Here is a 15,062-nt window from a genome sequence, read left to right as displayed (position 1 = left end):
CGGCGCACGGGGTGGTTCGCCACGCCGGCTGCCGGAGGACCTCCGTGGGCAAGCACGACATCAACGCCTTTCTGGGCGCCGGGACGTTTTTCACGGGCCGGCTGGCGTTTGAGGGCGTGGTGCGTCTGGACGGCGTGTTCGACGGGGAGATCGTCTCCGGCGGCACGCTCATCGTCGGCAGCAGCGCCAGGGTCACGGGCAGCGTCGCGGTGGGGCGTCTGTCCTGCGGCGGCGACGTCGCGGCCGAGGTCGCCGCCGCGGCCAAGGTCACGGTCACGCGCACGGGCCGGCTCACAGGGTCGGTGCGCACGCCGGTTCTGGAAGTGGAGGAAGGCGGTTTCCTGGAGGGGGCCGTTGTCATGGATGCGGCTCGCCGGACGGCGTCCGCGCCGGAGGCGTCCCTGCCCGCCGGAACGCCGCAACCCCTTGAAGAATAAGTCGTAAAGGCTTGCAGGATACGGGTTTAGCGGCCGGGGGCCGTCGCGAATTTTGTCAAAAAGGGCTGGACAGGTCGGGCCAAATTCGCTACAGCCGCTTGCTGACTTTGCAAAAATTTTCACAACCTCCCGGAGGGTGCCGATGATTGACTTAAACGCCACGTTTTTCGTCCAAGTCGTCAATTTTCTGCTCATCCTGATCCTGCTCAACGTCATCCTCATCGGGCCCATCCGTCGCATGCTCAAGAAACGGGCCGAATTCATGGCCTCCCAGCTGGAAGGCATCGAATCGTTCACCTCCTCCGCCGATGGCAAGCTCAGGGACTACGAAGCGGCCCTTGACGCCGCGCGCGCGGCCGCCACGGCCGGGCGCATGGCCATGAAGGAAGAGGGACAGGCCAAGGAAAAGGCGATTCTGGACGCCGCGGCCGCCGAAGCGGCCTCCAAGGTGCAGGCCGCCCGGGCGGACATCGCCGCCCAGTCGGAGACCGCGGAAAAGGCGCTCAAGGGCAAAGTGTCGGGTCTGGCTTCCAAGGCTGTGGCCAAAGTGTTGGCGGCCTAGGGTTCCGGGGGTTTACGTGGATTTCTCAAGGAAAGGGAGGGTTCAATTGAAAAGGCTCCACCTCATCGCCGTCGTGGCCCTCGTCCTCGGCGTGGCCGCCGTGGCCTACGCCTCGGGGGACGCCGAGAGCGGCGCGGAAGCGGCACATCACGGGCTCAACTGGAAGGACTTCCTGTTTCGGGTGATCAACTTCGTGCTGGTGTTCGGCGTCATCGCCAAGCTGGCGGGCAAGAAGATCGTGGGCTTCTTCCGCGGGCGCAGCCAGGGCATCGAGAACCAGCTGTCCGACCTTGACGTCCGCAAGGCCGACGCTGCCAAGCGCCTGGCCGACATCGAGGCTTCCATCAGCAACCTGGCCGAGGAGAAGGCGAAGATCGAGGAAGAGTATCGCCGGCAGGGCGAGGCCCTTCGCGACTCCATCATCGCCGCCGCCGAAGCCAAGGCCGTGCAGATCCGCGAGCAGGCCGTCGCCGCCGCCGAGGCCGAAGGCCGCGTCGCCGCGCAGAAGCTGCGCGCCGAGCTGGCCGACGCCGTGGTCGGTGCCGCCAGCGCCATGCTCGAGAAGAAGCTGACTGCCAAGGACCAGGAAAAGCTTGTGGATGAATACTTAACAAAGGTGGTGTTCAATTGACCGGCAACATCGTCGCGCGCCGTTACGCCAAGGCGCTCTTCGCGCTGGCCAAGAAGGCCGGCAAGAAGGCTCCGGCGGAGTACGGCAAGGACATGGAGGCGTTCGCCTCCGTCCTTGAGGCGTCCCCGGACCTGCTGAAGGTCTTTGCCAACCCCGTCGTTGCCGCCGAAGACAAGAAGGCGGTGCTGGCCGGTGTGGTGGGCAAGCTGGGCCTGAAGCCCATGGTGGTCAACTTCCTGTCGCTTCTGGCCGACAAGGAGCGTCTGGCGATCGTCCTCGAGGTGTCCGCCTACTACCGGACCCTGCTGGACGAGGCAGAGGGCGTGCTGCGCGGGCAGCTCGTCACCGCCTACACGCTGTCCGATCAGCGTCAGGACCAGATCAAGGCCAAGCTCGAGAAACAGTCCGGCAAGAAGCTGGTGCTGTCCTTCGGCGTCGATCCCGCCATCCTCGGCGGCGTGCTCCTCAAGGTCGGCGACAAGGTGTTGGACGCGAGCCTTCGCGCCCAACTTGAAATATTGAAAGAACAAATCAAGAGGGGTGAGTAGGGCCATGCAAATCAAAGCGGAAGAGATCAGCCAGATCATCGAACAGCAGATCCAAAACTACGAGTCTCGCGTGGAAATGAGCGAGACCGGCACGGTGCTGTCCGTCGGCGACCAGATCGCCCGCGTCTATGGCGTGCAGAACGCCATGGCCATGGAGCTGCTGGAATTCCCGGGCGGCGTCATGGGTCTGGTGCTCAACCTGGAAGAGGACAACGTCGGTGTGGCCCTTCTCGGTGAGGACACCCACATCAAGGAAGGCGACCCGGTCAAGCGCACCGGCAAGATCTTCTCGGTGCCCGTCGGCGAAGCCGTATCCGGCCGCGTCATCGACCCCCTGGGCAATCCCATCGACGGCCTGGGACCCATCGACGCCAAGGAGACCCGCGAGGTCGAAATCAAGGCGCCCGGCATCATCGCCCGTAAGTCGGTCCATCAGCCGATGAACACGGGCCTCAAGGCCATCGACGCCATGACGCCCATCGGCCGCGGGCAGCGCGAGCTGATCATCGGCGACCGCCAGACCGGCAAGACCGCCGTCTGCCTCGACGCCATCCTGGCCCAGAAGGGGCAGGGCGTGTACTGCTTCTACGTCGCCATCGGCCAGAAGAAATCCACCGTCGCCCTCGTCGCCGAGACCCTGCGCCGCTACGGGGCCATGGATTACACCACGATCATTTCGGCCACCGCGTCCGAACCGGCCTCTCTCCAGTTTATCGCCGCCTACTCCGGTTGCACCATGGCCGAGTACCACCGCGACAACGGCCGTCACGCCCTCATCATTTACGATGACCTTTCCAAGCAGGCCGTGGCCTACCGCCAGATGTCCCTGCTGCTCCGCCGTCCCCCCGGACGTGAGGCTTACCCGGGCGACGTCTTCTACCTGCACTCGCGCCTGCTCGAGCGCGCCGCCAAGCTGTCCGACAAGCTCGGCGCCGGCTCCCTGACCGCGCTGCCCATCATCGAAACGCAGGCGGGCGACGTGTCGGCCTACATCCCGACCAACGTCATCTCCATCACCGATGGCCAGGTCTACCTCGAGCCGAACCTGTTCAACGCCGGTATCCGCCCGGCCATCAACGTCGGCCTGTCCGTCTCCCGCGTCGGCGGCGCCGCCCAGATCAAGGCCATGAAGCAGGTCGCCGGCACGCTGCGCCTCGATCTCGCCCAGTACCGCGAACTGGCCGCCTTCGCCCAGTTCGGTTCCGACCTGGACAAGGCCACGCAGCTCAAGCTCAACCGCGGCGTGCGCATGGTCGAGCTGCTCAAGCAGCCCCAGTACAAGCCGATGGCCGTTGAGGAGCAGGTGCTGTCCCTGTTCGCCGGCACCCGCGGCTTCATGGACGAAGTGCCCGTCGAGTCGGTGCGCAAGTTCGAGGAAGCCATGCTGGAGTACTTCCACAACGCCAAGAGCGACATCCTGGCTGAAATCCGGGACAAGAAGGCACTCGACGACGGCCTGATCGCCAAAATCGGCGCGGCCATCGAAGAGTTCAAGAAGGGCTTCAAGGCTTAATCGGGCTGTTGCCGAAAACAAGCGCGTTTTTCGCAACGCAACGACAGGCCTAAAGGGGGAGCCATGCCTGCGCTCAAAGACGTAAAAAACAAGATCACCGCGGTCAAAAAGACCAAGCAGATCACCAAGGCCATGAACATGGTGGCCTCGGCCAAGCTGCGCAGCGCCCAGGCGCGCATCGAGCGGTTTCGCCCCTATGCCGACAAGTTCTACGAAATGCTCGGCGAACTGGCCAAGGGGGCCGATCCCTCGGTCCATCCGCTGCTGGAAGCCCGCGAGGAAGTGAAGACCGTCCTCATGGTCGTCATCACCTCCGACCGCGGCCTGTGCGGCGCTTTCAACCACAACATCGCTTCGGCCGCCCTCAAGGTGGCCAAGGCCAAAGCCGCCGAAGGCAAAACCGTCAAGGTGCTGTGCGTGGGCCGCAAGGGCCGCGACGTGTTCCGCCACAGCGAGTTCGAGATCGTGACCGCCTACGTCAACGAGATGGGTTCGTTCGACTTCTCGCTGGCCACCCGCATCGGCAGCGATGTCATAGGCGGGTACGTCGGCGGCACCTACGACGAAGTGATCATGGCCTTCGGCAAGTTCGTGAGCCTTGCCCGGCAGGAAGCCACCCTGCTGCCGGTTTTGCCCCTGTCCCCGGCCGAGGCCGGCGAGGTGGCGGCGGAGCCGAGCGGACCCAAGGCCGAGTACCTGTATGAACCGTCGGTGGAAGGCCTGCTGGCCGAACTGCTGCCCCGGTTCATCAATGTCCAGCTCTACCGTGGGCTGCTTGACACCTCGGCCAGCGAGCATGCCGCCCGCATGCGGTCCATGGACAATGCCACCAGGAACTGCGACGACCTCGTCAGTTCGCTGACCCTGGTCTACAACAAGGCCCGGCAGGCGGCCATCACCAAGGAACTGATGGACATCGTCGGCGGTTCCGAAGCACTCAAGGGATAACCAAGGGGGCCCCATAACATGAGCGCGACAAGCGGTAATGTCGGTAAAATCGTGCAGGTCATCGGCGCCGTTCTCGACGTCGAGTTTCCTGAGGGCAAGCTGCCGAGTATTTTGAACGCCCTCGAAATCAAGAACACCAACAATCCCTACGCCGAGGACCTCGTGGTCGAAGTGGCGCAGCACCTCGGCGACAACGTCGTGCGCTGCATCGCCATGGACTCCACCGACGGTCTCGTGCGCGGCATGCCCGCCGTCGACACCGGCGCGGCCATCAGCGTGCCCGTCGGCAAGGCCGCTCTCGGCCGCATCCTCAACGTCGTCGGCCGCCCGGTGGACGAGATGGGCCCGGTCGAAACGACCACCTATCTGCCCATTCACCGCCCGGCCCCGTCCTTCGTCGACCAGTCCACGAGCATCGAGCTGCTCGAAACCGGCATCAAGGTCGTCGATTTGCTGATTCCCTTCCCCAAGGGCGGCAAGATGGGCCTGTTCGGCGGTGCCGGCGTCGGCAAGACCGTTATTCTCATGGAGCTGATCAACAACATCGCCAAGCACCACGGCGGCCTCTCGGTCTTCGCGGGCGTCGGCGAGCGCACCCGTGAGGGCAACGACCTCTACAACGAGTTCAAGGAAGCCGACATCCTGGGCAAGGCCTGCCTTGTTTACGGCCAGATGAACGAGCCTCCCGGAGCCCGTGCCCGCGTCGCCCTGACCGGCCTGACCTGCGCGGAATACTTCCGCGACGAGGAAGGCCAGGACGTGCTGCTGTTCATTGACAACATCTTCCGGTTCACCCAGGCCGGTTCCGAGGTGTCCGCGCTTCTCGGCCGCATGCCTTCCGCGGTCGGCTACCAGCCGACGCTCGGCACCGACCTCGGCGCCCTGCAGGAACGCATCACCTCCACGAAGAAGGGCTCCATTACCTCGGTGCAGGCCGTTTACGTGCCCGCCGACGACTTGACCGACCCCGCGCCGGCCACGACGTTCTCGCACCTGGACGGCACGCTCGTCCTTTCGCGCCAGATCGCCGAGCTCGGCATCTACCCCGCGGTGGACCCGCTCGACTCCACGTCGCGCATCCTCGACCCGCTGGTCCTTGGCGCCGACCACTATGCAACGGCCCGCGAAGTCCAGCAGATCCTGCAGAAGTACAAGGACCTCCAGGACATCATCGCGATTCTGGGCATGGACGAGCTTTCCGACGAGGACAAGCTCACCGTCTCCCGGGCCCGCAAGATCCAGCGCTTCCTGTCGCAGCCCTTCTTCGTCGCCGCGCAGTTCACCGGCAAGGAAGGCCGCTACGTGAAGCTCGAGGACACCATCAAGGGCTTCAAGGAAATCATCGAAGGCAAGCACGATGAGATCCCCGAGGGTGCCTTCTACATGGTTGGCGACATCAACGAGGCCGTTGAAAAAGCCAGCAAAGGATAAACGCCATGGCCCAACTTCTCCTTGAAATCGTCACTCCGGACAAGCTCGTCTTGTCCCAGGACGTGGAGTACGTGGGCGCGCCGGGTCTGCTTGGCGAATTCGGCGTCATGGCCAACCACATCCCGTTTCTGTCCGCCCTTGGCATCGGCAGCCTGATGTACAAGGTCGGCGGCAAGGCGAACTATGTCTTCGTCTCCGGCGGGTTCGCGGAAGTGTCCGGCAACAAGGTGACGGTCCTGGCCGAAGTGGCCGAGCGTCCCGAGGACATCGACGTCGAACGCGCCCGCAGAGCCCAGGATCGCGCCAAGCAGCGCCTGGAACGCGAGAAGGAGAAGGTCGACTTCGCCCGGGCGCAGGCCGCCATGCAGCGCGCGTTCTACCGCATGAAAGTGCGGGAAACCGCCGGCACGATCGCCTCCACCGCCCACTAGCCGCATCGGGCAAAATACGCGTCGACAACGGGCGGATCTTCGGATCCGCCCGTTTTTTTCGGGGTCGCGCCGTCTTTTGTCCGCCTCCTTTTCCTGTTAGCGTGCGGGAAATGAATCCACCCGAAGGTGTGTTATGCCCCTGACGCTACGCCTTGAAATCGTGACGCCGGACAAGGTCGTGCTCCAGTGTGACGCCGTCGCAGTGACCGCCCCTGGCGTCGTCGGCGAATTCACGGTCCTGCCCCTGCATATTCCGTTTCTGAGCGCCCTGCGCATCGGGTCCCTGCACTACCGAGACGCGGCACAAAACGGCTCGGTGTTCGTCAGCGGCGGCTTCGCCGACGTTACGCGCGACAAGGTGCTCATCCTGGCCGAGGTGGCCGAGCTTCCCGAGGAGATCGACGTGGACCGCGCCCGCAAGGCCCGCGAGCGCGCTCTGGCCAGGATTCTGGCCATGCACAAGGAAGAGGTCGACTACGCCCGGGCCAAGGCCGCCCTCGAGCGGGCCGTCACCCGCATCAAGGTGCACGAACTTTCCGCCTCGGGCCTGGGCGCGGTGCGTCTCCCCCGGCATGCCTAGGCGGTTCCCCTCCTTTTCGAGCAGTTCAACAGCATTCGGAGAATGACATGTACGAGCGTATCGGCGCATTGATCCTGGCCGCGGGCAAGGGCACGCGCATGAAGAGCGACGCGCCCAAGGTGCTCAAGACCCTGCTTGGCGAGCCCATGCTGTGGTACGGCCAGCAGGCGCTTCACGCGCTTTGCGGGGCGCGCGTGCTGACCGTGGTCGGCCACCGCGCGGACATGGTCGCGGCGGCTTTTCCGCAGCTCGCCGAGCGTTTCGTGCTCCAGGCAGAGCAGCGCGGCACCGGGCATGCGCTCATGGCCGCCATGCCGCGTCTTGCGCAGGAAGGCCACGAATACGTGCTCGTGGTCAACGGTGACGCGCCGCTCGTCACGCCGGAAAGCCTGGCCGCATTCCTCGACGCCGCCCTAGCCGCCGCAAGCGACGTGGCCTTCGTCTCCATCGAGTTGCCCGAACCCGGGGCCTACGGCCGTGTCGTGCGCCAGGGCGAAACCGTGCGCATCGTCGAGGCCAAGGACTACGACGCTTCCCGCGACGGGCCGGCGACCGGCGAGATCAACGCCGGCGTCTATCTGCTGCGCCTTGCCGCCATCGCGCCGCTGCTGTCGCAACTCGGTAATGACAACAAAAGCGGCGAATACTACATCACCGACCTCGTGGGCCTGGCCCAGGCCGCCGGCGGCAAGGTGCTGGCCGTCAACCGGGGCGACGATCCAGCCTACCTCGGCATCAACAGCCCGGCGGAGCTCGTCGCGGCCGAAGAGTGCCTGCGCAGGCGCATCGTGGCCGGGCTGCTGGACGCGGGCGTCCTCGTGCGCGCGGCGGACAGCGTGCGCGTGGGGCCGCGAGCCTCCGTCGCGCCCGGGGTGGAACTGTGCGGGCCGCTCGAGCTCTACGGCGCGACGACCGTGGCCGCCGGCGCGATCTTGCGGTCACACAATGTCCTCATCGACGCCGCAATCGGCGAAAACGTCACCGTGCAATCGTTTTGTCACCTGGAAAACGCCCGCGTGGCGCGCGGCGCGCAGGTCGGCCCCTACGCCCGGCTGCGGCCGGGAGCGGTGCTCGAAGAGGATGCGCGCGTCGGTAATTTCGTGGAAATGAAAAAGTCCACCCTGGGCAAGGGCGCCAAGGCCAGCCACCTGACCTACCTCGGCGACGCCGAGGTGGGCGCGGGAAGCAACATCGGGGCCGGCACCATCACCTGCAACTACGACGGCGCGCACAAGCACAAGACGGTCATCGGGGAGGGGGCGTTCATCGGTTCCAACAGCGCCCTGGTCGCGCCGGTGACCATTGGCGCCCGGGCCCTTGTCGGGGCCGGTTCCGTGATTACCTCCGATGTGCCGGAAGGCGCGCTGGCCCTGGGGCGCGGCAGGCAGGTGACGAAACCCCGCAATTGAGGCCGCTGCTTGCTTTTCGGGACATTGCGTTGTAGGAAGGGACATGGACATTTTCGATACGCTTGAAGATCGGGTGGAACAGCTTCTGGCCCGTAAAAAGGCCCTGGAAGAGGAAAACGCCGCGCTTCGAGCCGAGGCGTCGCGGCTTGCCGAAGAGAAAAAAGCCGTGGCTCAAAGGATCGACAGCCTCCTGGAAAAGCTCCAGACGGAACTCGATTCGTAAGCGCCAGGCCGGCAGGCCGGTCGGGTGGGTCTTCCCGGTACGTCGATGCCCAGCTACAATTTGTCCATTTTGGGCCTAGATTTGTCGTTTAAGACGGACGCGCCGCAGGAGCGCGTCGATTCCGCCAAGGAATTGGTGGAACAACGATACAACATGTTGAAGGCGGGCGGGAAAGCTCTCGGCAAGGAGAAATTGCTGGCCTTTGTCGCATTGGGTCTGGCCGACGATGTGCTCATGTCGCACCGGCAGCTCGGCGACCTGGAATCCCGGGTCTCCAGGCTGCTGACAAAGATAGATTGAACGCCGCCGGACGGCGGCGCTACAGGGAAAAGTTCCCTGGGGTGTGCGTGATCGTTAATTTATTTTTGAGCCGATACTCAAAAATAGGATGCCGCGACGCGTGGCCGGTGAGCGTGCCCGGCTTCGTCCGGGTGGCCTGAAGGTCAAACAGGGGCGTCCACCTTGGTTGCCAAGGTTCAAAAGAATTAACGACACGGCGCTCCGGGGCTTTTATATAAACCAGGAACCCCCGCACCCCGGCCTTTGCGGCGGCCGGCGGACGCGGCACCTGGAAGCGCGCCACTCCCCGTGCGGCCACCAAAGGCCTGCTCTCAGGATTCCCCCGGGATCCGACTCTTTTCATGCGTGCCCTTTCCTCTCCCCGCTTCGGGAGAACCTATGGAATTCTCGACCATATTCATGGGCATATTCGGCGTGGGCCTCGGCCTCCCCGCCGGCTACTACCTCGACAAGTGGATTTCCCAGAAAACCCTCAATGAGGCCAAAACGCTCGCCGACCGCATCCTCGACGAGGCGCGCAAGGAGGCTTCCGCCCACAAGAAGGAAGTCGTGCTCGCCGCCCAGGACGAACTGTTCCGCCAGAAGCAGGACCTGGAAAAGGAGTTCCGCGACAAGATCGCCTCCGTGGAGGAAAAAGAGGAGCAGGTGCTGCGCCGCCGCGAACGCCTGGAGGAAAAGCAGGAACAGATCGTCCAGAAGGAAACCGAGCTGCTCGCCGTGGAAAAACGCCTCACCGGCAAGGAGCGCGAACTCGACGAGAAAAACGAGGAACTCGGCCGCCTGGCCGAGGAACACGACAAGCGCCTGCAGGAAATTTCCGGCCTCACCATGGAAGAGGCCAAAAAACGCCTCATGGCCGAGATCGAGTCCAAGACCCGCCACGACGCCGCGCGCATGATCCGCCAGATCGAAATGGAAGCCAAGGAGACCGCGGACAAGAGCGGCAAGAAGATCCTCGCCCTGGCCATCCAGCGCTATGCCGGCGATTTCGTGGCCGAGCAGACCGTCACCGCCGTGACCCTGCCCTCCGAGGAAATGAAGGGCCGCATCATCGGCCGCGAAGGCCGCAACATCCGCGCCCTGGAAGCCGCCACGGGCGTGGACCTCATCATCGACGACACCCCCGAGACCGTCATTCTTTCGGCCTTTTCGCCGCTCAAGCGCCAGATCGCCAAAATGGCGCTCGAACGCCTCATCACCGACGGCCGCATCCATCCCGCGCGCATCGAGGACATCGTGAAAAAGTGCGAGCAGGAGCTCGACATCAAGATTCGCGAGATCGGCGAACAGGCCACCTTCGACAGCGGCGTCCACGGCATCCATCCCGAACTCGTGCGTCTGCTCGGCCAGCTCCAGTACCGCACCAGCTATTCGCAAAACGTGCTCCAGCACTCCCTCGAGGTGGCCACTCTCGCCGGCATCATGGCCGCCGAGCTCGGTCTCGACGTCAAACGCGCCAAGCGCGCCGGCCTGCTCCACGACATCGGCAAGGCCGTGGACCACGAGATCGAAGGCCCCCACGCCATGATCGGCGCGGACCTCGCCAAGAAGTACGGCGAACCCGCCGACATCCTGCACGCCATCCAGGCCCACCACGAGGACGTGCCGCCCAAGTCCGTGCTGGCGACCCTGGTCCAGGCCGCGGACAGCCTCTCCGGCGCGCGTCCGGGCGCGCGCAAGGAACTGCTCGAAAGCTACGTCAAGCGCCTGGAGGAACTCGAGAACCTGGCCATGGACTTCAACGGCGTGGCCAAGGCCTACGCCATCCAGGCCGGCCGCGAGATCCGCGTGGTCGTCGATTCCGAGAACGTGGACGACGACAAGACGTTCCTGCTCTGCAAGGATATCGCCAAGCGCATCGAGGACAACCTGACCTATCCCGGCCAGATCCGGGTCACGGTCATCCGCGAGAAACGCGCGGTGGGATTCGCAAAATAACCCGGCCGCAGGCCGCAATCCCCGGGGGGCGCGGCCGCGTCTCCCGGGTCGGTGCAAGGGGATGGGGTGCCGGACGACCCGTATGCGCTGCTCGGCGTAGCGGCCGACGCCGACGCCGCCACCATTCGCCGGGCCTACCGGGCCAGGGCGCTTGCCTGCCATCCCGACGTCCACCCGGACGATCCCCGGGCCGTGGAACGCTTCCTTGCCCTGGGGCAAGCCTACGCCATGCTCGCCGATCCGTTGCGCCGGGCCGCCTACGACATGGAGCGTGGCCTGCCTGCCCCGGTCGTGCGCTTCGAAGCGGCGCAAGACGGAGCGCCCCCCCCTGTCGATGACGGCTTTTTCGTGGTCGCGCCGTCGTTGCCCCGGCGCGGGGCCGACGTGCGCTGGACCCTCGACATTCCGGCAAACGTGGCCGACGATGGCGGCCGCTTGTATATCGGCGCCGCGTCGGCCTTGACCTGCCCGGCCTGCGCCGGCACGGGCGTGCGACTGGCCGTCTGCTGGGTTTGCGGCGGCCGGGGGAGCATCGCCGAGCCCTCCGGTCCGGTGACACTCCTGCGCACCTGTCCGGCCTGCGCCGGCAAGGGGCTCGACCGCACACCCTGCACCAGTTGCCGGGGGAGTGGCAGGGCGTTCGGTCCGGGCGTCGTGGTGGTCCACGTGCCCGCCGGCACGGCCACGGGCGACACCCTCGTGGTCCCGGGCGCGGGGGAGCCGGGCCGGGGCGGCGCGCCATCCGGCGACCTGCTGCTCGCGGCCAGGGTCCTTAACCGGGCCGGGCGGGATTGAGGTACGGAAAGAAGGGACACACGCGCCATGCGGATTTTGTTTCTCGGCGATATCGTGGGCCGGCCGGGCCGGGGCATCGTTTTCGAGCGCCTGCGCCAGGTGCGCCGGGACTGCGACTGCGACCTCGTCGTCGCCAACGGCGAAAACGCCTCGGGCGGCATCGGCGTCACGGCCAAGGCGGCGCGCCAGTTGCTGGACGCCGGCATCGATGTCCTCACCGGAGGCAACCACTCCTTTCGCCACAAGGACGTTGCGGCCTTCCTGGAAACCGAGGAGCGCATGCTGCGCCCGGCCAACTATCCCCCGGGCGCGCCGGGGCGCGGCTGGCAGGTCTACCGCCCCAAGGACAAGCCGCCGTACGCGGTCATAAATCTGCTCGGCCGGGTCTTCATGCAGGCCGTGGACTGCCCGTTTCGCGCCGCGGACGCCATCCTGGCCGAACTGCCGGCCGACGTGCGCGTGCGCCTCGTGGATTTTCACGCCGAGGCCACTTCCGAGAAAAAGGCCCTGGCCTACTACCTGGACGGCCGGGTGAGCGCCGTGCTCGGCACCCACACCCATGTCCAGACCGCGGATGCCCAGCTTTTGCCCCGGGGCACGGCGCTTCTCTCCGACTGCGGCATGACCGGTCCGGCGGATTCGGCCCTCGGCATGGACCCCGAGGAGGTCATCGCCCGCTACCTGACGGGCCTGCCCGCGCGCTTTACGGTATCGCGCGCCGCGCCGCGCTTCGAGGGCGCGCTGCTGGATGTTGACGCGGCCACGGGCAAGGTCGTAACTATCGCTGCTTGGCGGCATCCGGAAAACGGCCGCCGGCAAACGGAGGAATCGCCATGAACTTGCGCCGCGCCGCGACCCTCGTCGCCGCCGTCTGCCTGAGCCTCGTCGCTGTTGCCGCCTGGGCCGCGCCCGAACGCATGGCCATCTACATGACCGTGGCCGGGCCCTTGGAGGTCATCCGCGACGGCGGGTCCTCCTCCATTACCTTGAACGGCCGGCCCATCCACCAGGCCCCCGGCGCGGCGCTCACAGCCCAGTCCTACATGAGCGTGGGCGAACCGAGCGACGGCTTCGACGCGCTGCTTTTGCGCCACGGCGTGGGCAACGCCGAATGCCCCATCACCTACGACCTGGTGACCGTGGGCGCGGACAAGAACTTCGCCGTCGTGCCGGGCATCAACAAGTGCTCGCGCCTGGTCAACATCAATGTGGACGGCGACAAGCTGCTGCTCGTCACCGAAAAGCAGAACGGCCGCACCGAAATCATCGAATACAACGACAAGCAGCGTCGTTCCGGCAAACCTTAAGGGAGTCTCCATGCGACGTCTGCTCGCGCTTGCCGTGATCCTTGCCGCCCTGAGTCTGGCCGGTTGCGCCGACGAAACGGTCTACGACTGGCAGCGCCCCCACGACACCTACCAGGTGGGCTCGTTCAGCAAATACCAGAATGCCGAAGAGCTCAAAGGCAAATTGCAGAAAAATGGCTTCGACAGCCGTATCGAGACCGAGATCAAAAACGGCCAGTTCTACCTGAACGTGCTTGTGGACGTGTACGACCACGCGCCGGACACCCTGACGCGGCTCGAACGCATCAGCGGCGTCAAGCCCTACCTGCGCGGTCCCAAGTCCGACAAGGCCGCGCCGGCCAAGGCCGTTCAGGCCGTGCCCGCCAAGGACATCTGACCGGCCGCCGTCCCCGTCGTCTCCGTACAACCGCCCCTGCGGCAAAAGGATTCGCCTTGAATATTTACGACGAACTCTCCTGGCGCGGCCTCGTGCACCAGACTTCCGACGAGGCCGGATTGCGCGAACACCTCGAGACGCCCGGCCGCGTGCTCTACTGCGGCTTCGACCCCACGGCCGACAGCCTGCACATCGGCAATCTCGTGCCGCTGCTCGCCCTGGCCCGCTTCGCCAAGGCCGGGCACAAGCCGCTGTTCCTCCTCGGCGGGGCCACGGGCCTCATCGGCGACCCCAGCGGCAAGGACAAGGAGCGCCAGCTCAAGACCGCCGACCTCGTCGCCGCCTCGGCCGCCAAGATCCGCGCCCAGGCCATGGCCTTCTTCGAGAACCTCGGCGTCGCGGGCGAGGTCACGCCCGTCAACAACCTCGACTGGACACGGCCGCTTTCCGTCATCGAATTCCTGCGCGACATCGGCAAGCACTTCACCATCAACTACATGATGGCCAAGGATTCCGTGAAATCGCGCATCGGCCGCGAGGAAACCGGCATTTCCTACACCGAATTCAGCTACATGATCCTCCAGTCCATGGATTATGAGCACCTGAACCGCACCCTCGGCTGCACCTTGCAGATCGGCGGCGGCGACCAGTTCGGCAATATCACCGCCGGCCTCGAACTCATCCGCCGCAAGTCCGGCAACCAGGCCTACGCGCTGACATTCCCGCTCATCACCACGGCGACCGGCGCGAAATTCGGCAAAAGCGAGAAAGGGGCCATCTACCTGAACCCCGAGCTCACCTCGCCCTACGCCTTCTACCAGTACTGGATCAACGCCGACGACCGCGATGTCGTCAACTACCTGCGCTACTTCACCTTCCTGACCCGGGAGGAGATCGACGCCCTGGCTGCCCAGACCGAGGCCGCGCCGCACCTGCGCGCCGCCCAGAAACGCCTCGCCCGCGAAACCACGGCCATGATCCACGGCGAAGCCGAACTGGCCAAGGTCGAGGCCGTCACCGGAGCGCTCTTCGGCGGCGGCGACCTGGCCTCCGTCGATCCCAAGACTCTCAAGGCCGCCCTGGAAGCCGCCCCGGGCCTCTCCTTCGAATCCCTGGCCGACATGCCGCCCCTGCCCAGGCTCCTGGCCGACATGGGCCTTTGCCCCTCCAACTCCCAGGCGCGCAAGGACATCAAGGCCGGCGCCATCTCCATCAACAACGTGCGCGTCACCGCCGAAGACCGGGCGCTCGCTCCCGAAGACTTCCTCGGCGGCGATCTGCTCATCCTGCGCAAGGGCAAGAAGCACTACGGCGTCGTGACGCTGGGGTAGGGCGAGTAGGGGAGAGAAAATCAAGAGAAGAGGGAAGATGCCTCCGGCGGCCGGGGGGGATCATCCCCCCCGGGCCCCCTGGACGGGGAATTGGGGAAGCGGGTGGAGGCGTGGTGGTTCGCGGGAGTGCGTCGGCGGTGCCGGAATCGGGCCGGCGATGCCGTCGCTACGCTCCTGGCTCGCCGGCCCGATTCCGGCACCGCAGGCCCGTCGCCTTCGGCGAAGGAAGAATTTTTCGAAAGGACTCTTTATCCCCCCCTTTGAAAGTTTTTGGGGAAGGTGAGGGGGGTCTGGGGGGAGAG

General features: G+C 65.5%; 18 protein-coding genes and 1 other RNA gene. All 19 read left to right on the top strand.

The genetic code is table 11. The annotated features are described in order from the left end of the window. Nucleotides 1-44: 44 nt before the first annotated feature. Nucleotides 45-437, top strand: a complete 393-nt coding sequence (locus Q368_RS0118250) for a bactofilin family protein (protein WP_052360284.1) — start codon at nt 45-47, stop codon at nt 435-437. Between the two features lie 142 nt (nt 438-579). Next, on the top strand, nt 580-999 hold the full coding sequence (locus Q368_RS0118245; RefSeq protein WP_029460485.1) for a F0F1 ATP synthase subunit B family protein: 420 nt from the start codon (nt 580-582) through the stop codon (nt 997-999). Nucleotides 1,000-1,045: 46 nt separating this feature from the next. After that, nucleotides 1,046-1,630 (top strand): F0F1 ATP synthase subunit B, encoded by a 585-nt coding sequence (locus Q368_RS0118240; RefSeq protein ID WP_029460484.1) that lies wholly within the window; start codon nt 1,046-1,048, stop codon nt 1,628-1,630. Next, on the top strand, nt 1,627-2,178 hold the full coding sequence (gene atpH / locus Q368_RS0118235) for an ATP synthase F1 subunit delta (RefSeq protein WP_029460483.1): 552 nt from the start codon (nt 1,627-1,629) through the stop codon (nt 2,176-2,178). Before Q368_RS0118240 ends, atpH begins: the two co-directional genes overlap by 4 nt. A gap of 4 nt (nt 2,179-2,182) precedes the next feature. Next, nucleotides 2,183-3,691 (top strand): F0F1 ATP synthase subunit alpha, encoded by a 1,509-nt coding sequence (atpA, locus tag Q368_RS0118230; RefSeq protein ID WP_029460482.1) that lies wholly within the window; start codon nt 2,183-2,185, stop codon nt 3,689-3,691. A 63-nt stretch (nt 3,692-3,754) separates the two neighbouring features. Further along, a complete protein-coding gene (locus Q368_RS0118225; protein ID WP_029460481.1) occupies nt 3,755-4,639 on the top strand; it encodes a F0F1 ATP synthase subunit gamma in 885 nt (294 codons plus the stop codon). Between the two features lie 18 nt (nt 4,640-4,657). After that, complete coding sequence (gene atpD / locus Q368_RS0118220; RefSeq protein WP_029460480.1) at nt 4,658-6,070, top strand: F0F1 ATP synthase subunit beta; 1,413 nt, start codon at nt 4,658-4,660, stop codon at nt 6,068-6,070. Nucleotides 6,071-6,075: 5 nt separating this feature from the next. After that, nucleotides 6,076-6,501, top strand: a complete 426-nt coding sequence (locus Q368_RS0118215; protein WP_029460479.1) for a F0F1 ATP synthase subunit epsilon — start codon at nt 6,076-6,078, stop codon at nt 6,499-6,501. Between the two features lie 133 nt (nt 6,502-6,634). Then, nucleotides 6,635-7,081: a F0F1 ATP synthase subunit epsilon gene (locus Q368_RS0118210; RefSeq protein ID WP_029460478.1), complete on the top strand. Its 447-nt coding sequence runs from the start codon at nt 6,635-6,637 to the stop codon at nt 7,079-7,081. A gap of 47 nt (nt 7,082-7,128) precedes the next feature. After that, nucleotides 7,129-8,490 (top strand): bifunctional UDP-N-acetylglucosamine diphosphorylase/glucosamine-1-phosphate N-acetyltransferase GlmU, encoded by a 1,362-nt coding sequence (gene glmU, locus Q368_RS0118205; RefSeq protein ID WP_029460477.1) that lies wholly within the window; start codon nt 7,129-7,131, stop codon nt 8,488-8,490. A gap of 43 nt (nt 8,491-8,533) precedes the next feature. Beyond that, nucleotides 8,534-8,713, top strand: a complete 180-nt coding sequence (zapB, locus tag Q368_RS0118200) for a cell division protein ZapB (RefSeq protein ID WP_029460476.1) — start codon at nt 8,534-8,536, stop codon at nt 8,711-8,713. A 45-nt stretch (nt 8,714-8,758) separates the two neighbouring features. Next, entirely contained in the window at nt 8,759-9,013 is a 255-nt protein-coding gene (locus Q368_RS0118195; protein WP_029460475.1) for a cell division protein ZapA, read from the top strand. Between the two features lie 30 nt (nt 9,014-9,043). Next, a non-coding RNA gene (ssrS, locus tag Q368_RS24910) (6S RNA) lies at nt 9,044-9,225 on the top strand. A gap of 166 nt (nt 9,226-9,391) precedes the next feature. Next, nucleotides 9,392-10,951: a ribonuclease Y gene (rny, locus tag Q368_RS0118190; protein WP_029460474.1), complete on the top strand. Its 1,560-nt coding sequence runs from the start codon at nt 9,392-9,394 to the stop codon at nt 10,949-10,951. 66 nt (nt 10,952-11,017) lie between these two features. Then, nucleotides 11,018-11,746 carry a DnaJ domain-containing protein gene (locus Q368_RS0118185; RefSeq protein WP_029460473.1) on the top strand — a complete coding sequence of 243 codons (729 nt, stop codon included), beginning with the start codon at nt 11,018-11,020 and terminating at the stop codon, nt 11,744-11,746. Nucleotides 11,747-11,773: 27 nt separating this feature from the next. Further along, nucleotides 11,774-12,583 carry a TIGR00282 family metallophosphoesterase gene (locus tag Q368_RS0118180; protein WP_052360283.1) on the top strand — a complete coding sequence of 270 codons (810 nt, stop codon included), beginning with the start codon at nt 11,774-11,776 and terminating at the stop codon, nt 12,581-12,583. Then, a complete protein-coding gene (locus Q368_RS0118175) occupies nt 12,580-13,053 on the top strand; it encodes a hypothetical protein (RefSeq protein ID WP_029460471.1) in 474 nt (157 codons plus the stop codon). Before Q368_RS0118180 ends, Q368_RS0118175 begins: the two co-directional genes overlap by 4 nt. Before the next feature lie 10 nt (nt 13,054-13,063). After that, nucleotides 13,064-13,429 (top strand): SPOR domain-containing protein, encoded by a 366-nt coding sequence (locus Q368_RS0118170; RefSeq protein WP_029460470.1) that lies wholly within the window; start codon nt 13,064-13,066, stop codon nt 13,427-13,429. 56 nt (nt 13,430-13,485) lie between these two features. Beyond that, complete coding sequence (gene tyrS, locus Q368_RS0118165) at nt 13,486-14,760, top strand: tyrosine--tRNA ligase (RefSeq protein ID WP_029460469.1); 1,275 nt, start codon at nt 13,486-13,488, stop codon at nt 14,758-14,760. The last annotated feature ends 302 nt before the right edge of the window (nt 14,761-15,062 follow it).

This window comes from Solidesulfovibrio alcoholivorans DSM 5433 (assembly GCF_000702665.1).
GTDB lineage: Bacteria > Desulfobacterota > Desulfovibrionia > Desulfovibrionales > Desulfovibrionaceae > Solidesulfovibrio > Solidesulfovibrio alcoholivorans.
This window is presented reverse-complemented; position numbering and strand designations above follow the sequence as displayed.